This window comes from Curtobacterium sp. SORGH_AS_0776, from assembly GCF_031453355.1.
GTDB lineage: Bacteria > Actinomycetota > Actinomycetes > Actinomycetales > Microbacteriaceae > Curtobacterium.
On the sequence record NZ_JAVIYU010000001.1, the window covers coordinates 751,043 to 772,446 of the forward strand.

The 21,404-nt window shown below is 71.6% G+C and carries 20 protein-coding genes and 1 pseudogene; 11 read left to right on the plus strand and 10 right to left on the minus strand.

What is annotated here, in order from left to right:
• Positions 1–13: 13 nt before the first annotated feature.
• Positions 14–1,426 carry an APC family permease gene (locus tag QE359_RS03790; RefSeq protein ID WP_309777684.1) on the minus strand — a complete coding sequence of 471 codons (1,413 nt, stop codon included), beginning with the start codon at positions 1,424–1,426 and terminating at the stop codon, positions 14–16.
• Positions 1,427–1,729: 303 nt separating this feature from the next.
• Here QE359_RS03790 and QE359_RS03795 point away from each other — a divergent pair, with 303 nt between their 5' ends.
• The gene (locus QE359_RS03795; protein WP_309777686.1) at positions 1,730–2,854 is read left to right on the plus strand and encodes an alpha/beta hydrolase-fold protein; all 1,125 of its coding nucleotides are present in this window, start codon (positions 1,730–1,732) and stop codon (positions 2,852–2,854) included.
• Between the two features lie 3 nt (positions 2,855–2,857).
• Here QE359_RS03795 and QE359_RS03800 read toward each other — a convergent pair.
• Both QE359_RS03800 and QE359_RS03805 read right to left on the minus strand, forming a co-directional pair.
• Positions 2,858–3,878 (minus strand): annotated as a pseudogene (locus QE359_RS03800) (agmatine/peptidylarginine deiminase).
• A complete protein-coding gene (locus tag QE359_RS03805; RefSeq protein WP_309777688.1) occupies positions 3,875–4,909 on the minus strand; it encodes a nitrilase-related carbon-nitrogen hydrolase in 1,035 nt (344 codons plus the stop codon). The pseudogene QE359_RS03800 and the gene QE359_RS03805 overlap by 4 nt, the downstream one beginning before the upstream one ends.
• 60 nt (positions 4,910–4,969) lie before the next feature.
• Between QE359_RS03805 and QE359_RS03810 the strand changes: the two genes are divergently transcribed.
• The 3 genes from QE359_RS03810 to QE359_RS03820 all read left to right on the plus strand — a co-directional run bounded on the left by QE359_RS03810 (position 4,970) and on the right by QE359_RS03820 (position 6,601).
• Complete coding sequence (locus QE359_RS03810; protein ID WP_309777690.1) at positions 4,970–5,410, plus strand: VOC family protein; 441 nt, start codon at positions 4,970–4,972, stop codon at positions 5,408–5,410.
• A 70-nt stretch (positions 5,411–5,480) separates the two neighbouring features.
• Positions 5,481–5,693: a PLDc N-terminal domain-containing protein gene (locus QE359_RS03815; protein WP_309777693.1), complete on the plus strand. Its 213-nt coding sequence runs from the start codon at positions 5,481–5,483 to the stop codon at positions 5,691–5,693.
• Positions 5,694–5,782: 89 nt separating this feature from the next.
• Positions 5,783–6,601, plus strand: a complete 819-nt coding sequence (locus tag QE359_RS03820; RefSeq protein WP_309777694.1) for an SDR family oxidoreductase — start codon at positions 5,783–5,785, stop codon at positions 6,599–6,601.
• Between the two features lie 12 nt (positions 6,602–6,613).
• Here the strand turns inward: QE359_RS03820 and QE359_RS03825 are convergent, their stop codons facing one another.
• A complete protein-coding gene (locus tag QE359_RS03825; protein ID WP_309777700.1) occupies positions 6,614–7,456 on the minus strand; it encodes a helix-turn-helix transcriptional regulator in 843 nt (280 codons plus the stop codon).
• Positions 7,457–7,583: 127 nt separating this feature from the next.
• On the opposite strand from QE359_RS03825, the gene QE359_RS03830 reads away from it, so the two are divergent.
• Positions 7,584–8,516 (plus strand): SDR family oxidoreductase, encoded by a 933-nt coding sequence (locus QE359_RS03830; RefSeq protein ID WP_309777702.1) that lies wholly within the window; start codon positions 7,584–7,586, stop codon positions 8,514–8,516.
• Here the strand turns inward: QE359_RS03830 and QE359_RS03835 are convergent.
• Together QE359_RS03835 and QE359_RS03840 are read right to left on the minus strand one after the other, a co-directional pair.
• Entirely contained in the window at positions 8,509–9,162 is a 654-nt protein-coding gene (locus tag QE359_RS03835; protein WP_309777703.1) for a DUF1345 domain-containing protein, read from the minus strand. The genes QE359_RS03830 and QE359_RS03835 overlap by 8 nt on opposite strands.
• An 84-nt stretch (positions 9,163–9,246) precedes the next feature.
• Positions 9,247–10,329 carry a VanZ family protein gene (locus QE359_RS03840; RefSeq protein ID WP_309777704.1) on the minus strand — a complete coding sequence of 361 codons (1,083 nt, stop codon included), beginning with the start codon at positions 10,327–10,329 and terminating at the stop codon, positions 9,247–9,249.
• 136 nt (positions 10,330–10,465) lie between these two features.
• Here QE359_RS03840 and QE359_RS03845 point away from each other — a divergent pair, with 136 nt between their 5' ends.
• On the plus strand, positions 10,466–10,912 hold the full coding sequence (locus QE359_RS03845; protein ID WP_309777706.1) for a hypothetical protein: 447 nt from the start codon (positions 10,466–10,468) through the stop codon (positions 10,910–10,912).
• 64 nt (positions 10,913–10,976) lie between these two features.
• On the opposite strand, the gene QE359_RS03850 is transcribed toward QE359_RS03845, so the two are convergent.
• From QE359_RS03850 to QE359_RS03865, 4 genes are read right to left on the minus strand one after another with little or no spacing between them, the layout of a single operon-like run.
• Positions 10,977–12,314 carry an NAD(P)/FAD-dependent oxidoreductase gene (locus QE359_RS03850; protein WP_309777707.1) on the minus strand — a complete coding sequence of 446 codons (1,338 nt, stop codon included), beginning with the start codon at positions 12,312–12,314 and terminating at the stop codon, positions 10,977–10,979.
• Complete coding sequence (locus tag QE359_RS03855; RefSeq protein ID WP_309777708.1) at positions 12,314–13,678, minus strand: FAD-binding oxidoreductase; 1,365 nt, start codon at positions 13,676–13,678, stop codon at positions 12,314–12,316. The genes QE359_RS03850 and QE359_RS03855 overlap by 1 nt, the downstream gene beginning before the upstream one ends.
• A 2-nt stretch (positions 13,679–13,680) precedes the next feature.
• A complete protein-coding gene (locus QE359_RS03860) occupies positions 13,681–15,114 on the minus strand; it encodes an aspartate aminotransferase family protein (protein WP_070417427.1) in 1,434 nt (477 codons plus the stop codon).
• Entirely contained in the window at positions 15,111–15,593 is a 483-nt protein-coding gene (locus QE359_RS03865; protein ID WP_070417426.1) for an Lrp/AsnC family transcriptional regulator, read from the minus strand. Before QE359_RS03865 ends, QE359_RS03860 begins: the two co-directional genes overlap by 4 nt.
• Before the next feature lie 113 nt (positions 15,594–15,706).
• Between QE359_RS03865 and QE359_RS03870 the strand changes: the two genes are divergently transcribed.
• Genes QE359_RS03870 through QE359_RS03890 form a run of 5 tightly spaced genes read left to right on the plus strand, consistent with a single transcriptional unit; the run spans position 15,707 to position 21,388 of the window.
• Positions 15,707–17,149: a gamma-aminobutyraldehyde dehydrogenase gene (locus QE359_RS03870; RefSeq protein ID WP_309777709.1), complete on the plus strand. Its 1,443-nt coding sequence runs from the start codon at positions 15,707–15,709 to the stop codon at positions 17,147–17,149.
• A 42-nt stretch (positions 17,150–17,191) separates the two neighbouring features.
• The gene (locus tag QE359_RS03875; RefSeq protein WP_309777710.1) at positions 17,192–18,379 is read left to right on the plus strand and encodes an ABC transporter ATP-binding protein; all 1,188 of its coding nucleotides are present in this window, start codon (positions 17,192–17,194) and stop codon (positions 18,377–18,379) included.
• A complete protein-coding gene (locus QE359_RS03880) occupies positions 18,376–19,587 on the plus strand; it encodes a spermidine/putrescine ABC transporter substrate-binding protein (RefSeq protein WP_309777712.1) in 1,212 nt (403 codons plus the stop codon). Before QE359_RS03875 ends, QE359_RS03880 begins: the two co-directional genes overlap by 4 nt.
• Positions 19,584–20,516: an ABC transporter permease gene (locus QE359_RS03885; RefSeq protein ID WP_309777713.1), complete on the plus strand. Its 933-nt coding sequence runs from the start codon at positions 19,584–19,586 to the stop codon at positions 20,514–20,516. The genes QE359_RS03880 and QE359_RS03885 overlap by 4 nt, the downstream gene beginning before the upstream one ends.
• A complete protein-coding gene (locus tag QE359_RS03890) occupies positions 20,513–21,388 on the plus strand; it encodes an ABC transporter permease (RefSeq protein ID WP_070417422.1) in 876 nt (291 codons plus the stop codon). Before QE359_RS03885 ends, QE359_RS03890 begins: the two co-directional genes overlap by 4 nt.
• Positions 21,389–21,404 lie beyond the last annotated feature (16 nt).

A 21,404-nucleotide genomic window follows, 5' to 3' on the forward strand; every position in this document is an offset into this window, starting at 1 on the left:
TCTCCTGTGTGGTTCAGACCTGGTCGGTCAGCTGCTTGTTGACGCCGGTGACGGGCTGGTTCTCGTCGAAGCCCTTCGGCTGGATCCGGAACCCCTTCGTGATCACCAGCAGGTACACGAAGCCGATCGCGGCCCAGACGCCGCCGGCGATGAGGGCGTCGGCGTGCAGCTGAGACCAGAGAACACCGGTCAGCAGCATCGCGACCCCGGGGAGGACGATGAAGGTGAACCGGTCGCGGGCGGTGTGCCGGCGGCCCTCGCGCCAGGCGAAGTGCACGATGACCGTCAGGTTGACGAACGTGAACGCGATGAGGGCGCCGAAGTTGATGTACGCCGAGATGGTGTCGAGCGAGAACGTCATCGCGAGGAGCGTGACCGCCCCGACGATGACGACGTTCGGGATGGGTGTGCGGGTCCTCGGGCTCACGTACCCGAAGACCTTCTTCGGCAGGACGTTGTTGCGGCCCATCACGAGCAGCATGCGGGCGACGCTGGCGTGCGAGGCCAGGCCCGAGGCGAGTGCGGCGACGAACCCGGCGGCGACGAGGATCGCCTGGAACACCTTGCCGCCGACGAGCAGCCCGATCTGGGGCAGCGGGTCGTCGGTGAACTCGCCGAACGGGGCGTTGGTCGGGAAGCGGAGCTGGGCGAAGTACGCCGAGACGAGGAAGATGAGCCCGCCGATGAGGACGGTCAGCAGGATCGCCTTCGGCATGATGCGGATGCTCTTCGCCTCCTCCGTGTACATCGTCACCGCGTCGAACCCGATGAACGAGAAGCACACGACGGTCGCCCCGGTGAGGAGCGCCGACATCGTCACGCCGTCGTGCACGAAGGGCTCGGCGCTGACCACCGTGCCGGCACCGGCACCCTCGACGAGTTCGATCACGGCGAAGACGACGAACGCGATCATCGCGAGGATCGCCCCGATGAGCAGGACCATGTTGAGGTTCGACGTCCCGCGCATCGACAGGCAGATCACCGTCGTGACGAACAGCGTGTAGACGACCACCGTCACCCACGCGGGCAGTGCCGGGAAGACCTGCTCGAGGTACAGACGGATGATGAGCGCGTTCACCATCGGGAGCAGCAGGTAGTCGAGCAGGGACGCCCAGCCGACCATGAAGCCGGCGTTCGGGTGGATCGACTCCCGCACGTACGTGTAGGCCGAACCCGCGGCCGGGTAGACGCGGACCATCTTCCCGTAGCTGATCGCCGTCAGGAGCATGATCACGAGCGCGATGAGGTACGCACTCGGCACGGCGCCGTTCGTCTCGCCGGAGACGATGCCGAAGGTGTCGAACACCACGGTCGGCGTCATGTACCCGAGGCCGAGTCCGACGATCGCCCACAGCCCGAGACTCCGCTTCAGGGACCCACCGCGCGCGGTGCCGGGCGGGGCGGTGACGATGGTCGGTGACGCCATGGGGAGTTCCTCCTGCTCGCAGCCGGAGCTGCGGGGGCCGGGGTCCGCGCGGCGGTGCGCGGACCTGATCGGGTGGACCGATCCGCTGACGATACCGACGCCGCGGGCAGCGTCGGACCCGCCACGGAGTACACGATGCGACGCAGGGATGTACGCGGTGTCGCTTGCCGATCGGAGCCTGGGACCGGCCGGGAAGATGCTCAGCCACGGGGCCGGAACCGCGGGCGCACTCCCGGCACGGCTCCCTACGATCGGCTCGGCACGACCGGCACCGGGCCGGACGCCGACGGACGAGGACGACCGATGACACGGACACGAGGGTTGATCGCCGCGGGGCTGGTGGTCGGCCTCGCGCTCGGCGCGGCCGGTGGGTGGGGCGTCGCCCACGCGACCGGTGCGGGTGGGACGGGCTCCGCCGCTGCCGGGCGGGCCGTCGCTGCGGAGCCGAGCCGCGCCTCCACGGCCCGCGCGACGACCGTGCCGAGCGTCCGCCCCTCTGCGCACGCCCCGATCGCGACCGCGGCCGGCGGGATCCCCGCTGCCGAGGCGCCCGGGTCCACTCCCGCGCCGGCGAGCGTCGACCTGGCGAGGACGTGGACCGCACCGGCCGACCTGCCGACGCAGGGGCGGCTGCTCCGGGTGACCATCCCGGCCACGCGATCGCACTTCGTCGCACGCCAGGCCCTGCTGTACCTGCCCCCGGCCGCGCTCACCGCCGACCCACCGGCGCTGCCCGTCGACGTGCTCCTGTCCGGCCAGTCCCGCGGGGCCGGTCCCGAGGACGTGCAGACCGGCGGGTCGATCGAGCAGACGATGGACGCACTCGCGACCGTCGACCGCGGCCTCGCACCGATCGTGGTCGTCCCCGACCAGCTCGGCCCGCGGTCGGCGAACCCGATGTGCGTCGACGGGGCGCTCGGCAACAGCCGGACCTACCTCACCGAGGACGTCCCGGCGTGGGTGACGAGCCATCTGCGGGTGCAGACCGCGGCCTCCGCGTGGACCATCGGCGGGTTCTCGCAGGGTGGGACGTGCGCGATCCAGCTCGGGGCGGGGGACACCTCGCGGTTCGGCAACCTCATCGACGTCTCCGGCGAGGACGGTCCCACGCTCGGCAGCGAGACGAAGACCGTCGACGAGGGGTTCGCCGGGAACCGGGCGGCGTGGGCGGCTGCGCAGCCGGCGGCACTGCTGCGCGCCGGTGCGCCGTTCCGGGACTCGAACGCGTTCTTCGCGGCCGGGGCCCTCGACACCACCTACGGGCCCGTGATGCCCGTGATGGCCGAGCGGGCGCGGGCAGCGGGGATGCACGTCGCCACGTGGGTCGTGCCGGGTGGGCGGCACAGCTGGGTGACGGCGCGGGCGGCGCTCGCCGCGGGGCTCGACTGGTTGCAGCCGCGGGTGGGGCTCGGGGCGCCGGCGGCCTGACGTCTACTGAGCCGCGGGCTCCTGCTGCGTGATGCAGTGCAGCCCACCGCCCCGCGCGAACACCTCGCGCGCATCGATCGTCCGCACCTCCCCGCCCCGGGTACACGTCCGCGAGGATCCCCCGCGCCCGCTCGTCCGCCGCCGGCTCCCCGAACCCGCACGCGATCACCGCGCCGTTCACCACGACGTGGTTCACGTAGTTCCAGTCGACGGGTCCGTCGGCGTCGGCGAGCGTCGCGGGTGCGGGCAGCTCGACGATGGTGGCGTCCGTCGCCTTCTCGATCGCCCGTCGGACGATCGGCATCACGAGGTGGTCCGGGTGGCCGGGGTCCGGCTGGGCGTGCAGCAGGACGGTGTCCATCGCGGCGCCGGCGAATGTCGCCACCATGTCGACGTGCCCCCGGGTACCGAAGCCGTCGTAGTCGCGGGTGAGGCCACGGGGCAGCCAGACCACGTCGGTCGCGCCGATCGTCCGTGCCAGCTCCTGCTCCACCCGCGCGCGGTCGGCGTAGGGGTTCCGGCGGGGATCGAGCTGGACAGTCTCGGTGACGAGGACGCGCCCGGTCCCGTCGACGTGGATCGCCCCGCCCTCGTTCACGAGCAGCGACGGGATCCGTTCCACACCGGCGGCCGCGGCGACGGTGGCGGCGACCTCGGCGTCGCGCGTCCACGTCGACCACGGGTTCGCACCCCAGCCGTTGAAGACCCAGTCCACCGCGCCACGGGCCCCGGTCACGTCGTCGACCACGAACGTCGGACCGATGTCGCGCATCCAGAAGTCGTCGAGGGGCGCCTCGAGCACGTCCACGGCGCCGGACAGGAGGCGTCGGGCGTCGTCGCGCGCGACCGGGTCGACGACCACGGTGACGGCCTGGTACTCGCTGATCGCGTTCGCGGTCGCCGCCCAGACGGTACGCGCCGCCTCGGCGCTCGCCGGGTCGTCGCCGAGCGTCAGCCCGGGCCGCGGGAACGCCATCCAGGTGCGTTCCTGCGGGGCGGTCTCGGGAGGCATGGCCCACGTCATGCGCGCACCTCGCGTCCGGTGGGGGTCGCCGCCACGGCGATGGCCGCGTCGATCGCGTCGCGTGCGCCGTACGCGTGGCGTTCCTCGTCGACGGGGGCGACGAGCGTGCCGTACAGGTCCGGGCGGCGCGTGACGTAGAAGGGGAAGAGCCGGAGCCACTCCGTGCGGGCGTCGAGGTCGAGGTCCGCGACGAGCACGACACTCGCGTCCCGCGGTGCCTCGACGAGGACGCGGCCGAACGGGTCGGAGATGAACGAGGAGCCGTAGAAGGTGATGTCGCCCTCGTCGCCCCAGCGGTTCGGGACCACCATGAACTGCCCCGAGGTGATGCCGTTCGCCACGATGACCTGCCGCCAGATCGGCGCGGTGTCGAACGCGGGGAACGACGGCTCGGACCCGATCGCCGTCGGGTACGCGAGGACCTCGCTGCCGGCGAGACCGTACGACCGCGCGACCTCGGGGAACCATTCGTCCCAGCAGGTCGGCAGGCCCACACGGGCGCCGAGTCCGGCCGGCTCGTACACCGGGAAGGCGTCGGCGTCGGTGCCCGGGCGGAAGTAGGTGTCCTCGTAGTAGCCGGCGCTGATCGGGATGTGCGTCTTGCGCGTCCGTCCGACCAGCGTGCCGTCCGGGGCGACGAGGACGGCCGTGTTGTAGCCGCGCGGGTCCTCGGGCCGGTCGTCGGCGGCCGGGCGCTCGTACAGCGAGGCGTGCACGAACACCCCGTGCTCCGCCGCCTGGGCGCGGGCGAAGGCGACCGTCGGGCCGTCCTCGAGCGACTCGGCCGATTCCTTCGGTGTACCGGTCGCGGGGGTGTCGCCCGGGTAGCGCGAGAGCGTCAGTTCGGGGAGGAACACCGCGGTGGCGCCGTTCGCCGCTGCCGTCGCGATGCCGTCCGCGAGCTGGGCACGGTGGGCAGCGGGATCCTCGAGCCACCGGGACTGCACGAGGCCGACGCGCACCCGGCGTCGGGGGCGGCCGGTGTCCTCGTGCAGGGGAGACGGCTGCGGTGTGCCGGTGATGACGTCCATGACGCCATTGTTGATCGCACGATCAACGAGCGCAACCCCCTCGAGGTGTTGTGTGGACGCATGAGCGAACCCATCGTCACGCCGCTCGGCTTCTCGCACGTCCGGTTGACGGTCACCGACATCCGACGCAGCAAGGCGTTCTACGAGCAGTTGTTCGGGATGCCACCGGGGAGCGACTTCAGCGACCAGATCGACGACCCGACGATCCACGACGACCCGTGGCGGACCTACGGCGGGTGCTCCTTCACGTTCGGCGGGCAGACGCTGGGCCTGCGGCCGGTCGCGCCGGCGGGGGACCGGTTCGACCCGGACCGCGTCGGCCTCGACCACGTGTCGTTCCGAGTGGCATCGGTCGACGAGCTGCACGCCGCGGTGGGCCGGCTCGACGCGGCGGGGATCGAGCACGGCGAGGTGACCGACCTGCCGCCGTTCGGGCTCGTGATCCTGTCCGTGCAGGACCCGGACGACGTCAACCTGGAGTTCGCGGCGCCCCGACCCTGACGGTCGTTCGGCGGGTGTGTCACGTCAAGAGGGGCTGTCCGCGCCGTCGCCGTCCTGGGAGCATCACGGCATGCTCGACAACCTGATGGGGACCGGAGCCTCCCTCTCGCTCGTCGCCCTGCTCGTCGCACTGGTGTGCCTGTGGGTGGCTGCGGTCCGGTCGATCCTCCGTGACCCGTACCTGTCCGACGAGGGCAAGGTCGGGTGGATGATCGCGGTGTTCGTCGCACCGTTCCTCGGCGTGATCGCCTGGTACGCGACGCGGAGCTGGACCCGGTCGTGACTGTCCGGTCGGCGCGCGCGTCCCCCGGGCGTCGAGGTGACACCCGTGCCCCGGGCGTTGGCTGATCCGGTCAGACAACAGGAGGACACATGAGCAAGACCTGGTTCATCACCGGCGCGTCCAAGGGCTTCGGCCGCGAGTGGACGGAAGCGGCACTCGAGCGCGGGGACTCCGTCGCCGGGACCGCCCGCAAACCCGACGACGTGCACGACCTCGTCGACCAGTACCCGGACACGTTCCTCGCGCTGCAGCTCGACGTCACCGACCGTGCGGCCGACATCGCCGCGGTCCAGCGTGCCGCCGAGCACTTCGGCTCCCTCGACGTCGTCGTCAACAACGCCGGCTACGGCCACTTCGGCATGGTCGAGGAGCTCACCGAGGACGAGGTGCGCGCGCAGCTCGAGACGAACCTGTTCGGTGCGCTCTGGGTCACCCAGGCGGCGCTGCCGATCATGCGCGAGCAGGGGTCCGGACACATCGTCCAGGTGTCGAGCATCGGCGGGATCAGTGCGTTCCCGACGGTCGGGGCGTACCACGCGTCGAAGTGGGCGCTCGAGGGGATCTCGCAGTCGCTGTCCCAGGAGGTCGCGGGCTTCGGCATCCACGTCACCCTCGTCGAGCCCGGCGGCTTCTCGACGGACTGGTCCGGTCCGTCCTCGAAGCACAGCGAGGAGATCGCCGCGTACGCCGACGTGCGCGAGGCCGCGTCCAAGCGCCCGTCCGCTGCCGACCCGGGCAAGCCGGAGGCGACCCGGTCGGCGATCCTGAAGGTCGTCGACGCGGACGAGCCGCCGCTGCGGGTGTTCTTCGGGAAGGCGCCGCTCGGCATCGCGGAGCGTGACTACGAGTCGCGGTTGGCGACCTGGCGCGAGTGGCAGCCCGTGGCCGAGGAAGCACACGGCGCCTGACGACCTGCGAGGTCAGGCGCGACCGACCGCCGAGCCGACCACGGCGAGCAGCCGGAGTCGCTCGGCGGTCTCGCTGCCGGGTTCGGCGGTGTACACGAGCAGGTTCTGCGAGCTGTCGGGGTCCTGCAGCACCTGGCACTGCAGGGTGAGCAGCCCGACCTCGGGGTGGCGGTAGGTCTTCACGTCACGCGGACGGATGCCGACCTCGTGGCGCGCCCAGACCTCGCGGAACTCCTCGCTCGTCGCGAGGAGCCGTTCGGCCAGGTGTGCGGCCCGGGAGTCGGGTCCGCGACGAGCGATGACGGTGCGGAGACCCGAGGCGTACATCCGGGACAGGAAGGGGTGGTCCTCGACCGGGTGGACGTCCCGGGACGCCGGGTCGGCGAACCACCGGTACCCGATGCTCCGGTCGTCGCCCCGTCGGCCGCTGGCGTCACCGGTGAGTTCGGCGGCGAGGGGCGTCTGCTGCAGCGTCTCGCCCAGCTCGGTGACGATCTCGGCCGGGCTGTCGGCGAGCCGGTCGAAGATGCGCATCATGCCGGGGCTGACGTGGTCGCCGCCGGACGCCGCGGTCGGGGGCTCGTGTCCGGCGAGGCGGAAGAGGTGGTCGCGCTCCGCGATCGTGAGGCGCAGACCCTGCGCGATCGACGCGAGCATCTGGTCGGACGGCTGCGGTCCGCGCTCCCGTTCCAGCCGCGCGTAGTAGTCGACGGACATGTTGCTCAGCAGCGCCGCCTCCTCGCGCCGCAGCCCGCTCGTGCGACGGCGCTGGCCCCGGGGCAGGCCGACGTCCTCGGGCTGCAGGGCCGTCCGACGGCTGCGGAGGAAGTCCGCGAGGGACGCTCGGTCGATCATGCGCCCATCCTCTCCCGGGGCGTCGACCGCAGCCACGGATCGTCAGGCCGTGGTTGCGCGTGCACGACGCAGCGACGATCGTCTCGGGTGCCCAATCAGGTGCTCACCACGACGGAAGAGGCAGACCATGGCACGGAACGAACGACTCACCCTCCCGGACCTCGGCGGACGCCGGGTCCTGGTGACCGGAGCGAGCGACGGCATCGGACTGGAGATCGCCGCGCGCTTCGCCGGCGCCGGGGCGGAGGTGGTCGTGCCGGTGCGCAACCGCGACAAGGGAGCGGCTGCGGTCGCCCGGATCACCGCGCAGCACCCGGGTGCCTCCGTGCTGCTCGAGGACCTGGACCTGTCCTCGCTGGAGTCCGTGTCGACGCTCGGGGAGCGGCTGCGGTCCGAGGGCACGCCGATCGACGTGTTCGTGGGGAACGCCGGCGTGATGAACCCGCCGGAGCGGCAGACGACGCGGGACGGCTTCGAGCTGCAGTTCGGCACGAACCACCTCGGGCACGTCGCACTCGTCGGCGCCCTGCTCCCCCTGCTCCGTGCCGCGAACGGTCGGGTCGTGATGCAGTCGAGCGTGGCGGCGCAGCGTGCCTCGATCCGGTGGGACGACCTGCAGTCCGAGCGGGACTACGACGTCGCGCGGGCGTACGGGCAGTCGAAGCTCGCGTGCGCGCTCTTCGCCCTCGAGCTCGGTCGGAGGAGCCGGGCCGGTGGGTGGGGGATCACGAGTGCGGTCAGCCACCCCGGCGTCGCACCCACGAGCCTGCTCGCCGCACGACCGGAGATCGGACGCTCGGGCGACACCGTGGCCGTCCGGCTGATCCGCTGGCTGTCGGCGCGCGGGCTCCTCGTCGGGACCCCGGCCTCGGCGGCGGAGCCGGCCCTGCTCGCGGCGACCGACGCGGACCTCGACGGCGGCTTCGTCGGTCCGACCGGACCCGGGCAGCTCGGCGGACCGGCCGGCCGTCGGAAGCCGTGGGCACCGTTGCTCCGTGACGAGGACGCCGCTCGGCTCTGGGACGTGTCGGAGTCGCTCGTCGAGAGTTCGGTCAGCTGATGATGTTCACCGCGCGCGAGATCACGAGCGCCAGCAGGATGAACCCGCCGATCGACTGGTAGGCCATGATCATCTTCGCCCGGATGGTCATCGGCATCGTGTCGGTCGGGCTGAACGCCATCATGTTCGTCAGCGCGACGTAGAGGTAGTCGAGGTACACCGGCCGCCAGGCCGCCGTCTTCGGGTCGGTCTCCTGCGGGAACTGGAAGTCGGCGCGGTCGGTCACCCACAGCCCCGGCTGTCGTCGGGCGACGGGGCCGCCCCGGTCGAGCTCCCAGTACACGAGCCCGAACGCGATGATGCTGCTCACCCAGACCTGCAGGGCGGTCAGGAGCACCGCGCCGCCGTCGGGGTGCCCGTGCAGCAGCTCGTCGATCGTGCGGACGACGGTCAGCTGGTTCGCGACCGTCAGCAGGACCGCGAGGCCCGTGGACAGCCACCGCGACCAGGTGGTCTCACGGGTCAGCCGCCGGGGGTTGAACACGATGAGCGGGGTGAGGAGCAGCACCCCGAGGAGCGGGACCACCCAGGACGGGAAGAACAGGACCTCGTCGGGCAGGAACAGGCTCAGCACGAGGTTCACCAGCACGGCGACGGCGACCGGCCCGCGGTGCTCGTGCCGGGGTGTGGTCCGCGTCGTCGTCACGGCTCCGAGTGTGGCACTCGAACACCGTTCCGGGCCCGTGCGGCCCGTGAGCGTCCGGTCAGTACGACACCCTTCGGGACCCGCTCAGCCGACGCGCGCCGGCACCCGATCGTCCTCGACCTCCGCCCGGATCACCGCGAGCGCGAACCCGCGCCGCCCGCGGGTCGCCCACACCGCGATGACCGACGTCACCGCGAGCACGAACGCGAGGAACGCGGAGAACGGGACGTCCAGGGCGAGCAGTGCCGCCCACCCGCCGGAGCCGAGCGCCCAGCGCACCACGCGCCTCCCGGTCCCCGGTGTCGGCACCGGACGGAGCCGGACGACGTGCTCACCGAGGGTCCGGCCCGTCGCGAGCACGACCACGAGCTGTGCGAACGGGGCGACCAGTGCACCGGCGGTGATGAGCGTGCCGAGCACCGGGTCCTGGTCGTCCCGCCCAGCGATCGCCCACACCAGGGCGGTCCCGACGCTCAGCGTGCCGGACAGGAGCCAGATCGCCAGCACGTCGGCGAGCATGCCGGAGAACCGTCGTGCCGCGGTGACCGGGCGCGGGGCGTCCGCGTCGGTGGTCCGCCCGGACCCCGCGAGCAGCCCCACGAGCGGGGCGAGGAACGTGCCGACCACGGCGCCGGTCGTGTTCGCGAGCAGGTCGTCGACGTCGAAGAGGCGGTACGAGCACGGGTAGAGGAACCAGTCGCCGGTGAGCTGCGTCGTCTCGATGAGCAGGGACACCACGAACCCGGCGCCGAGCCCGACGAGCAGGCCGGCGAACACGCGCCTCCGGGCGACCGCGTGCCGGGCGAGTGCACCGAGGGGCACGAAGAGCAGCACGTTGAACAGGACCTGCGCCGACGCCGGGTTGGACAGCAGTGACCGGGGTCCGGAGATCCCGCCCTCCTTCGCGACGTCCCCGAGGAACGCGAACGGCGTCAGCTGCGGCGAGGCCGCGTTCCGGCACATCGTCGCGACGTCGTCGGGCAGGGGCAGCAGCGTGTAGGTGACGAGCGCGAGGGCGTAGACGAGCGTGCCGAACGCGACGAGCGAGCGTCGGAAGCCGAGCTGCCCGTGACGGCGGTACTCCCACGCCGTCCACGGCACGAGCGCCCCGACGGCGAGGACGACCCCGACGACGAACGCGATCACGCCTGGCAGCACGGTTCCCATGCGGTCGACGGTACTGATCGCGTGGGCGCACGGAGCCGATGTCAACCGCTCGGAGGACCCGGGATCGATCCGTCGTCGCACGGGGTCGCGTCGCCCGGGGGACGATCCGCGGGCGGTCGGTGCGCAGGCTGGTGGCATGTCCGAACGCAACCGTCCCACCGTCCGTCTCCTCGCCGCCGCCGTGGTCGCCGGTTCCGTCGCGGTGCTCGCGACCGGGTGCAGCTTCGTCCAGCAGCAGACGGGCGATGCCTGGTCCGTGACCTACGAGGCCCGCGTCGACCAGCCGAGCGGGGCCGCCCTCACCGACGTGCGGGTCGAGGGCGCCGAGCGGCGCGGCGAAGCACCCGAGGTGCACCGGCTCGACGCGCAGGAGACCGGGTCCTCGGACGGCGACGGGTCGCGCTGGGAGCACGACGCGATCGTCCTCGCCGAGCAGCGGGCGTCGGTGCGGGCGACGCCGGGCGCCGGTGCCACGGCGACGTGCCGGATCCTGCTCGACGGGAAGCGCGAGATCGCGAGCGAGACGTCGGCGCGGCCCGGCGACGCGGTGCGGTGCTCGGCGGACACCCCCGCCTTCGACTGACGGAGCGTCACGCCCGACCGGGCGGCGGGTGCCGGCCGGATCCGGGCGACTCCGGCCCCGCCCGTCAGCCGGGCAGCGGCCCCGCCAACGACCCGGCCGACACCTCGTGCCCGAGCAACCGCCCCGCCGCCCGCAGCCCGGAGAGCAGCGCCCCGTGCACCGTCGCGGGGTCCTCGCCCCACGTGGCCTCACCGGCGAGCTGCACCCGCCCCGACGGGGTGCCGAGCAGGTCGTGGTCGTCCGGTGACGCCCCCACGTGCAGGTACGAGTACGACCCGCGCGCGAAGGGGTCCGCCGCCCACCGGGTGATCCGCACGCCTTCCAGCTCCGGGACCGTGGGCCCGAACATCCGGCGCAGCGCTTCGACCGCCTCGTCGACGACCAGGGCATCGGGCAGCGACTCGATCCGCCGCGCGCCGGCACCGCCCACGAGCGCCGCGAGCACCGGTTCGCCGGTCACCCGGGAGATGTCGTACCAGGAGTGCCAGTCGACCCCGGCCGGACCCTGCTGCCGCACCACCCAGTCGTCACCCCAGAACCGCTCGGGGAACCGCAGGAACACCTTGTCGTAGACGCCCATCCCGAGTCGGCCCATCGCGTCGAGCACCGCGGGCTCGAGTGGTGGCTCGAACGTGATCGCGCCGGCCTGCAGCACGCCGATGGGTGCCGTGACGACGACCTCCGCAGCGGACACGGTCGTCCCGTCGGCGAGCCCGACGACCACGCCCGAGGACGACGAGCGCACGGCGGCGACGACGGCGGACAGGCGCACGTCGAGCCCGGCCGCCAGGGCGTGCGCGTACTGGGCGTAGCCGCCGGGGAACACCACCTCGTCGCCGGCGACGTGCTCCTCGTCGAGCCCGTGCGCGTCGAGCACGGTGACCGGGGCGCCGCAGAGGTCCTCGGAGCGGTGCGCCGTGTACTCGCGGATCCGCGCGGCCCGGTCGCCCTGCCACTGCAGGGACCGCAGCGCGGTGTCGACGGCGGACGCGTAGGTCGCCGGCGGCGGGGCGTCGGCGACCACCGCGGCGAGGGCGCCGTCGACGGTGTGCAGGTCCGCGACGAACGACGCGGCCTCGGGCGCGGTCAACCGCCGTCCGGACGGGGCGTGCCAGCCGATCGGCCGCCCGTCGAACTGGAAGCTGCCGACGGTGAACTCGACGGTCTCGATCCCGAACGCGGACGCCAGGGACCAGAGCGGGTTGCCCTCGATGCCGTGGATCCACGAGGCGCCGAGGTCGACCGGCACCCCGATCTCGTCGTCGGTCCAGGTGCGGCCACCGATGCGGTCGCGGGCCTCGAGCACGACGACGCGCTGCCCGCCCTGCACGAGCGCTCGAGCAGCGGCGAGCCCGGCGACCCCGGCCCCCACGACGACGACGTCGGCATCGCGTGCAGCCATCAGTGTCCTCCGGTCAGCGGTGCCATCAGGCGGGCGGCGAGGCTCGGCCGCCCGGTCAGTGCTTCCTCGCGGTCGGCCAGGTCGGTGGCCACGAGCCCGGCGTTCGCCCCGAGGAACCGCAGCGGCTCCGGCTCCCAGTCCGGCGACCGGTGGTTCACCCACGGCAGCGCGGTCAGCGGCGAGGACACACCCCGCACGAGGTCGGCGAGCGTCCGTCCGGCGAGGTTCGTCGTGGACAGGCCGTCGCCGACGTAGCCGCCGGCGGTCCCGACGTGGCCGTCCCACGTGACCGAGGCGCACCAGTCACGGGGCACCCCGAGGGGTCCGCCCCACGTGTGCGTGACCGGTGCGTCGGCGACGGCGGGGAACAGCTCGACCAGGGACCGCCGAAGGTGCTCGAACACGCGTGGTACCCGGTCGTAGCCGGGGGTGATCGCGGACCCCCAGTGGTAGCGGGCTCCGCGCCCGCCGAACGCCAGTCGGTCGTCCGCCGTGCGCTGCCCGTACACGAGCAGGTGCCGGTAGTCGGAGAACGTCTGCCCGTGCTCGAGCCCGACACGGTCCCACACCGCGGCCGGCAGGGGAGCGGTCGCGATCATGAGCGAGTACAGCGGCAGGATGCGCCGCTTCGTCTGCTCGAGCTGCGCGCCGTAGCCCTCGACCGCGATGACCACGGCACCGGCCGTGACGGTCCCGCGCGACGTGACCACGTGCCCTGGACCCCACGAGACGGCGGGCGTGTGCTCCGCGATCCGGACGCCCCGCGCCTCCAGGGCCGCCGCCAGGCCGCGCACCAGCGCTGCGGGCTGGACCCGCGCGCAGTCCGGCGTCCACGCGACACCGGCCGATCCGGCGGCATCGCCGGGGCGTGCGTCGCGGTACGTCATGTCGTCGCCCCACGCGGCCGAGGCGGCGACCTCGTCGCGGGCCGCGCGTTCCTGCACGGCGGAGCGCGCGTAGAGGACGGTGCCGCCCTTGACGTAGTCGCAGTCGACTCCGGCCTCGGACGCTGCGCGCCCGACCTCGTCGACGGTGTCGCGCATCGCCCGACGCAGGGCGAGGGCCGCGTCTCGGCCGTGCTCGCGGGCGATCGCCTCGGCGGACCGCGGGAACAGTGCGGAGCACCAGCCGCCGTTGCGTCCGGACGCGCCGAAGCCCGCGATCTCGCGTTCCACGACGACGACCTGGAGGCGCGGGTCGGCCTGGTGCAGGTACCACGCGGTCCAGAGACCCGTCAGTCCACCGCCGACGATGCAGACGTCCGCGGTGGTGTCGCCGTCGAGCGGCGGCCGGGGCGTCAGGTCGTCGCGGCCACTCGTGACGAGCGCGTCGAGCCAGAACGAGACGCCCCGGTAGCCGGTCACGGTCAGATCTTCGTCCAGGCCTCGGACAGGACGCTCCGCAGGATCGAGGTCATCTCGCGGAACTCCGGCTGCCCGATGGTGAGCGGCGGTGCGAGCTGCACGACGGGGTCGCCGCGGTCGTCGGCACGGCAGTACAGCCCGGCGTCGAACAGCGCCTTCGACAGGAACCCGCGGAGCAGGCGCTCCGACTCGGCGTCGTCGAAGGTCGTCTTGGTGGCCTTGTCCTTCACGAGCTCGATGCCGTAGAAGTACCCGTCACCACGGACGTCCCCGACGATGGGCAGGTCGCGCAGCGTGTCCAGCTCGGCCTTGAAGAGCGGGGCGTTCTGCTGGACGTTCTGGAGCAGCCCCTCTTCCTCGAAGATGTCGAGGTTCTCCATCGCGACGGCGGCGGAGACCGGGTGCCCGCCGAACGTGTACCCGTGGTAGAAGGTCGTGTCGCCCGTGGAGAACGGCTCGAAGAGCTTGTCGCTGATGATCGTCGCGCCGATGGGGGAGTAGCCCGAGGTCATCGCCTTCGCGCACGTGATCATGTCCGGGACGAAGCCGTAGGTGTCGCACGCGAACATCGTGCCGATCCGACCGAACGCGCAGATCACCTCGTCGGAGACCAGCAGCACGTCGTACTCGTCGCAGATCTCGCGGACCCGCTGGAAGTACCCGGGCGGCGGGGTGAAGCAGCCGCCGGAGTTCTGCACCGGTTCGAGGAAGACCGCGGCGACGGTGTCCGGTCCCTCGAACTCGATCATCTCGCGGATGCGCTCGGCCGCCCAGAAGCCGAACTCCTCCTCGCTCTCGCCGGCGAAGCCCATCTCGGCGGCGCGGTAGTAGTTCGTGTTCGGCACGCGGAAGCCACCCGGCGCGAGCGGCTCGAACATCTGCTTCATCGCCGGGATGCCCGTGATCGCGAGTGCTCCCTGCGGGGTGCCGTGGTACGCGACCGCGCGGGAGATCACCTTGTGCTTCATCGGCTTGCCGCGGAGCTTCCAGTAGTACTTCGCGAGCTTGAAGGCGGTCTCGACGGCCTCGCCGCCACCGGTCGAGAAGAACACCTTGTTGAGGTCGCCGGGGGCGTGGTCGGCCAACCGGTCCGCGAGCTCGATCGCCGCGGGGTGCGCGTACGACCAGATCGGGAAGAACGACAGCGTCTCGGCCTGCTTGGCGGCCATCTCGGCCAGGCGCTTCCGGCCGTGGCCCGCGGCGACGACGAACAGGCCGGAGAGCCCGTCGATGTACTCCTTGCCGTGGCTGTCGTAGACGTGGTGCCCCTCGCCGCGCACCATGATCGGCACGTCGGCACCGGCCTGGTTCGCACCGTGCCGGGCGAAGTGCATCCACAGGTGGTCGCGCGACTTCTGCTGCAGCGCGGCGTCGTCCACCGGTGCGAACGGGTCGTACGAGCCGAGACGGGTGGTGGGTCGTTCGGAGATGGTCATCGCGTTCCCCAGTCGTAGAGCTGTTTGCGGAGTTGCAGGTAGACGAAGGTCTCGGTGCCGGCGACGCCCGGGATCGCCCGGATGGTGCCGTTCAGGAGTTCGATCAGGTCGTCGTCGTCCTCGCAGACGACCTCGACCATGAGGTCGAAGCTCCCGGCGGTCATGACGAGGTAGTCGACCGCCGGGAGCCGTTCGAGTTCGTCGGCGACGGTTCGGGTGTCGCCGCTGACCCGGATGCCGATCATCGCCTGGCGGTGGAACCCGAGTTGCAGGGGGTCCGTCACCGCGACGATCTGCATGACGCCGGTCTCGGTCAGCTTCTGGACGCGCTGCCGGACCGCCGCTTCGCTGAGACCGACCGCCTTGCCGATCTCGCCGTACGGACGGCGCCCGTCCGCCTGGAGTTGTTCGATGATCCGCTTCGAGGTGTCGTCGATCGGTCCCGGACGTCGTGGTGCTGCCGCCATGCCGGACAGCATTGCAGCGCCATCACCCAGAAAGCAAGGGAATCCGTTGTGAACACCGTGTTTCACGACGATTTCCGTTGTTACAAGTCTTCCGAACCAGCTTTTTCCGTGCCAGTATCGCCGCCATGCGGGAGACCACGAAGACGAGCGAGGTCCGGAACTTCGTCGGGGGCGCGTCCGTCGAGGTCCGCGCCGACGCGGCCTTCGACCTGATCGACCCGACCGACGAGCACGTCTACGGCACGTCGCCGGTGTCCAGCGCCGCCGACGTCGACGCGGCCTTCCGTGCGGCGAGCACCGCGTTCGGGACGTGGGGCCGCACCACACCCGCGGAACGACAGCTCGCGCTCTTCCGGATCGCCGACGCGATGGAGCAGCGGGCGGAGGAGTTCGCCGACCTCGAGTCGCTCGACACCGGGAAGCCCCGCGCCACCCTCGTCGAGGACGAGATCCTGCTCTCCGTCGACCAGATCCGCTTCTTCGCCGGCGCCGCCCGGAACCTCGAGGGGCGGAGCGCCGGCGAGTACATGACCGACCACACGTCGTTCGTCCGCCGCGAGCCGATCGGTGTCGTCGCCCAGGTCACCCCGTGGAACTACCCGCTCAACATGGCGGTGTGGAAGTTCGCGCCGGCGCTCGCCGCGGGGAACACGACCGTGCTCAAGCCGAGCGACACCACCCCGCTGTCGACCCTGCTGCTCGCCGAGGTCGCCGCGGAGTTCCTGCCGCCCGGCGTCCTCAACGTCGTCGTGGGGGACCGGACGACCGGTGCCGCGATGATCGACCACCCCACGCCGCAGCTCGTGTCGATCACCGGTTCCGTCCGCGCGGGCATCGAGGTCGCCCGCGCCGCCGCCGGGGACCTCAAGCGGACCCACCTCGAACTCGGCGGCAAGGCCCCGGTGATCGTGTTCGACGACGCCGACGTCCCCGCCGCCGTGGCCGGCATCGTCGCCGCCGGGTTCTTCAACGCCGGGCAGGACTGCACCGCCGCCACCCGCCTGCTCGTGCAGGACGGCGTCCACGACGAGTTCGTGGCGGCGCTCGCCGAGGCGGCGCAGACCGACGCGCAGACCGGGCCGGACGCACCGACCCCGTACTTCGGCCCGGTGAACAACGCGGCCCAGCTCGCCCAGGTCCGGTCGTTCATCGACTCCCTCCCCGACCACGCGTCGATCGAGCTCGGCGGCCACCGCCTGGGCGACCGCGGCTTCCACCACGAGGCGACGATCGTCTCCGGGCTCCGGCAGGACGACCGCGCCGTGCAGCAGGAGATCTTCGGCCCGGTGCAGACCGTCCAGCGTTTCTCGACCGAGCAGCAGGCCCTCGCGTGGGCGAACGGCGTCGAGTACGGCCTGGCGAGCTCGGTGTGGACGACCGACCACGCGCGGGCGATGCGCTTCGCCCGCGACCTCGACTTCGGGTGCGTGTGGATCAACACCCACATCCCGATCGTCGCCGAGATGCCGCACGGCGGCTTCAAGCACTCCGGCTACGGCAAGGACCTGTCCCAGTACGGGTTCGACGACTACACCCGCATCAAGCACGTCATGTCCTACATCGGCTGAGCCCGAACCCGACCCCGAGCAGCACGAGCAGCAGGAGGCACCATGGCAATGACCGGCACCTTCGCCGAATCGGGAGCCGATCTCCGGCTCGACCGGATCACCAAGTCCTTCCCCGGCCACACCGCGGTCGACGCCCTCGACCTCACCGTCCCGGCCGGCTCGTTCTTCGCGCTGCTCGGGCCGTCCGGCTGCGGCAAGACGACGACGCTCCGGCTCGTCGCCGGCCTCGAGGAGCCCACGAGCGGCACGATCACGATCGGCGGACGGGACGTCACCGACACGAAGCCGTACCAGCGGCCGGTCAACACGGTGTTCCAGAACTACGCGCTGTTCCCGCACATGAGCGTGCTCGAGAACGTGGCGTTCGGGTTGAAGCGCCGGCGCATCCCGGACCCGATGACGAAAGCGACCGAGGCGTTGCGGCTCGTCGAGCTCGAGGGTTCGGCGTCGAAGCGTCCGGCGCAGCTGTCCGGCGGCATGCAGCAGCGCGTCGCCCTCGCCCGCGCGATCGTGAACCGCCCGGCCCTGCTCCTGCTCGACGAGCCCCTCGGCGCCCTCGACCTCAAGCTGCGGCACCAGATGCAGCTCGAGCTGAAGACGATCCAGGCCGAGGTCGGTCTCACCTTCCTGCACGTCACGCACGACCAGGAGGAGGCGATGACGATGGCCGACACGGTCGCCGTCATGAACGGCGGCCGCATCGAGCAGATGGGCAGCCCACAGGACCTGTACGAGCTGCCCCGCACGGCGTTCGTCGCGAACTTCCTCGGGCAGTCGAACCTGCTCGAGGGCGAGGTCCGCGGCACCGACGGCGGACTCCTCGTCGTCGCGACCGCGGCCGGCACGATCGCCGTCCCGACCGACCGGGCCGTCGCGACGACCGGACACGTGGTGGTCGGCGTCCGTCCGGAGAAGCTCAAGATCCGCACCGCCGAGCCGGCACCAGAGGCCGGTCGCAACATCCTCGGCCCCGGCCGTGTGGTCGACGTGTCGTTCTCCGGCGTCAGCACCCAGTACCTCGTGGACGTGCCGGGCGCGGGCCGCGTCTCCGTCTTCGCGCAGAACTCCAAGGGCGGACCGCGTATCGCCACCGGTACCGAGGTCTGGCTCACGTGGGGCGTCGACCACGGTTTCGGCCTGGAGGCGCACCCCGCGTCCGACGCGACCGTCACCGCCGGAGCCGACCCGCGCCTCCAGTCCGCACCCGCCACCGCGGGGGTCGTCGCGTGAGTCCGCGGCCGGACCTGGTGCGCGGACTGACGTCCGCACGCGTCAGCCGTCGCGGGTTCCTCGCGGGCGGCGGGGCCGCCGCGGTCGCCGCCCTGCTCGCCGGCTGCAGCATCAAGGGGTCGGCGGCGTCGCTCGCCGAACACCCGGTGGACTGGGAGCGGTTCTGGAAGGCCCAGAAGGCGACGAAGCAGCTCAACTTCGCGAACTGGCCGCTCTACATCGACTCCGACCACGGGAAGTCCGAGTCCATCCAGCTGTTCGAGCGGGCCACCGGGATCTCGGTCGACTACCAGGCCGTGATCCAGGACAACGCGACGTTCTACGCGACGGTGTCGCCGATCCTCCGCGCGCAGGGAGCCACCGGCTACGACCTCGTCGTGATGACGAACGGCTTCGAGCTGACGCAGATGATCAAGAACGGGTTCGTGTGCGAGCTCGACCACTCGCGGCTGCCGAACTTCGCGGCGAACGCGGGCGACTCCGTGAAGGACCCGACCTACGACCCCGGGAACAAGCACTCGGTCGTGTGGCAGACCGGGTTCACCGGGATCGCCTACAACCCGAAGTACGTCGACCGCGAGATCACGTCGTTCCAGGACCTGCTCGACCCGGCGTTCACGGGCCGCGTGGGACTGATGAGCGACAACACCGAGCTCGGGTCCCTCGGGCTGCTCGCGAACGGGATCGCCCCGGAGACCTCGACCCCCGCGGACTGGCGGACGGCCCAGGACTGGCTGCGGAAGCTGCGTCCGAGCGTCACCGGGTTCTACGACCAGAGCTACATCAACAAGCTCGAGAACGGCGACACCTGGATCACGCAGGCGTGGTCCGGCGACGTGTTCCAGGCGCAGCAGTCCGGGTTCGAGCACTTGAAGTTCGTCACGCCCGAGGAAGGCCAGATGATGTGGCACGACAACCTCATGATCCCCCGGCAGGCGGCGAACCCGGTGTCGGCCCTGGAGTGGATGGACTTCTACTACACGCCGAAGATCGCCGGCATCGTCGAGGACTACGTCAACTACGTCTGCCCGGTGCCTGCCGCGGAGGACTACGTCCGTGACGAGCTGGACGACCCCACCGTGGCGGACAGCCCGCTGGTGTTCCCCTCGGCCGAGGTGCTCGAGAAGTCGCACGAGTTCCGGGTGTTCGAGAACTACGACGAGTACTCGGAGTGGAACGGCATCTTCAACGCGGTGGTGCAGTCGTGAGCGCCGTCGGGACGGCCGGGACCGCCGGTCTCGGGGCCGGACCGGGACCCGCGCCCGTGCGGCACGGTCGTCGCCTGCGGGTGCCGTTCCTGCTCGCCGTCGTCGGCACCGCGTACCTGGCCGTGTTCTTCGTCATCCCGCTCGTGTCGGGACTCATCGTCTCGCTCATGTCGGGCAACCCGGACGACGGCTACACGTTCACGTGGAACTGGGGGATCTACGGCTCGCTGTTCATCGACCCGCAGGTGCCGTACCTGACGTTCCTCGGCCGGTCGCTCTGGTACGGCGCGGCCGCGACCGTCGTGACGATCATCGTCGGGTACCCGGTGGCGTACTTCATCGCCTTCCGGGTGTCGCCACGGTGGAAGAACCCGCTCCTCATGCTCGTGTTCGTGAGCTTCCTCGTGTCGTTCGTCATCCGCACCGACATGTGGGCGTTCGTGCTCGCCTCACAGGGGCCGGTCGTCACGGCGCTGCAGGCGATCGGCCTGGCCGGCAAGGACTTCCACATCCTCGGGACCGGTGGCGCGGTGATCTTCGGCGACGCCTACAACGACCTGGCGTTCATGGTGCTGCCGATCTACGCCGCGCTCGAACGCATCGACCCCCGACTCGGCGAGGCGGCGAACGACCTCTACGCCGGCAAGGTCCGGGCGTTCTGGCACACCACGCTGCCGCTGTCCCGCGCGGGCATCTTCGCTGGTGTCCTGCTCGTCTTCATCGACAGCGTGGGCGACCCGGTGAACTCGGCGCTCCTGGGCGGCACGAACACGTACACGATCGGGCAGGCGATCCAGGACGCCTACTCCGGCAACCAGCAGTACAACGTCGCCGCGGCGCTCTCGACCGTGCTCATGGTCGTGCTCGGCATCATCCTGTTCATCTACGCCCGCGTCTCCGGCACCGACGACCTCGAGGACCTCGTATGACCGCCGTCGCTCCGCCCCGCGCCACCGCTCCCGCCGCACCCGCCACCGGGACGGCCGCGCGCCGACCCGGCCGGCACGGGGTGAACCGCCGCGGGCCGTGGCTCGCGATCGTCTACTGGGTCACCATCGCGATCACCCTCGTGCCGATCGTCTACATGATCGTGTACTCGTTCAACGACGCCCCGACGAACCGGCTGTCGTTCGCGTGGAACGGGTTCACGACCTACTGGTACGCGAACCTCGTGAACGTCTCCGGCCTCGGACAGGCGTTCGTCACCTCGGTCGTCATCGCGTTCCTCGCCGCGATCATCTCGGTCGCGATCGGCCTGCCGCTGGCCCTGGCGCTCGAGCGCTACCGGTTCCCCGGGCGCGGTGCCGTCAACGCCGTCGTGTTCGCGGACATCGCGGCGCCGTCGATCGTCGTCGGGTCCGCGTCGCTGTCGTTCTTCCTGTCGGTCGGGCTCGGCACCGGGTTCCTGACGATCCTGCTCACGCACGTGGCGTTCGACGTCGCCTACGTCGTCGTGGTCCTCCGGGCGCGGATCGCGGGGACGTCACGGGCGCTCGAGGAGGCCGCGGGGGACCTCGGGGCGACGCCCTTGCAGGCGTTCCGGCTCGTGACCCTGCCGTTGCTCGCGCCGGGCATGCTGGCCGCGGGGTTGCTCGCGCTGGCGATGTCGATCGACGACTACGTGATCACCTCGTTCGTCGCCGGGCCCTCGGTCACGTTCCCGCTGTTCGTGTACGGCGCCGCCAAGGCCGGGATGCCGCCGCAGGTGCTGTGCTTCGGCACGCTCGTGTTCGCGGTGGGGCTGCTCGTGGCGCTGCTGAACGGGGCGCTGAACCGGCGGTTGGCGCGCACCCGCGGCTGACCCGGACTCGTAGGCT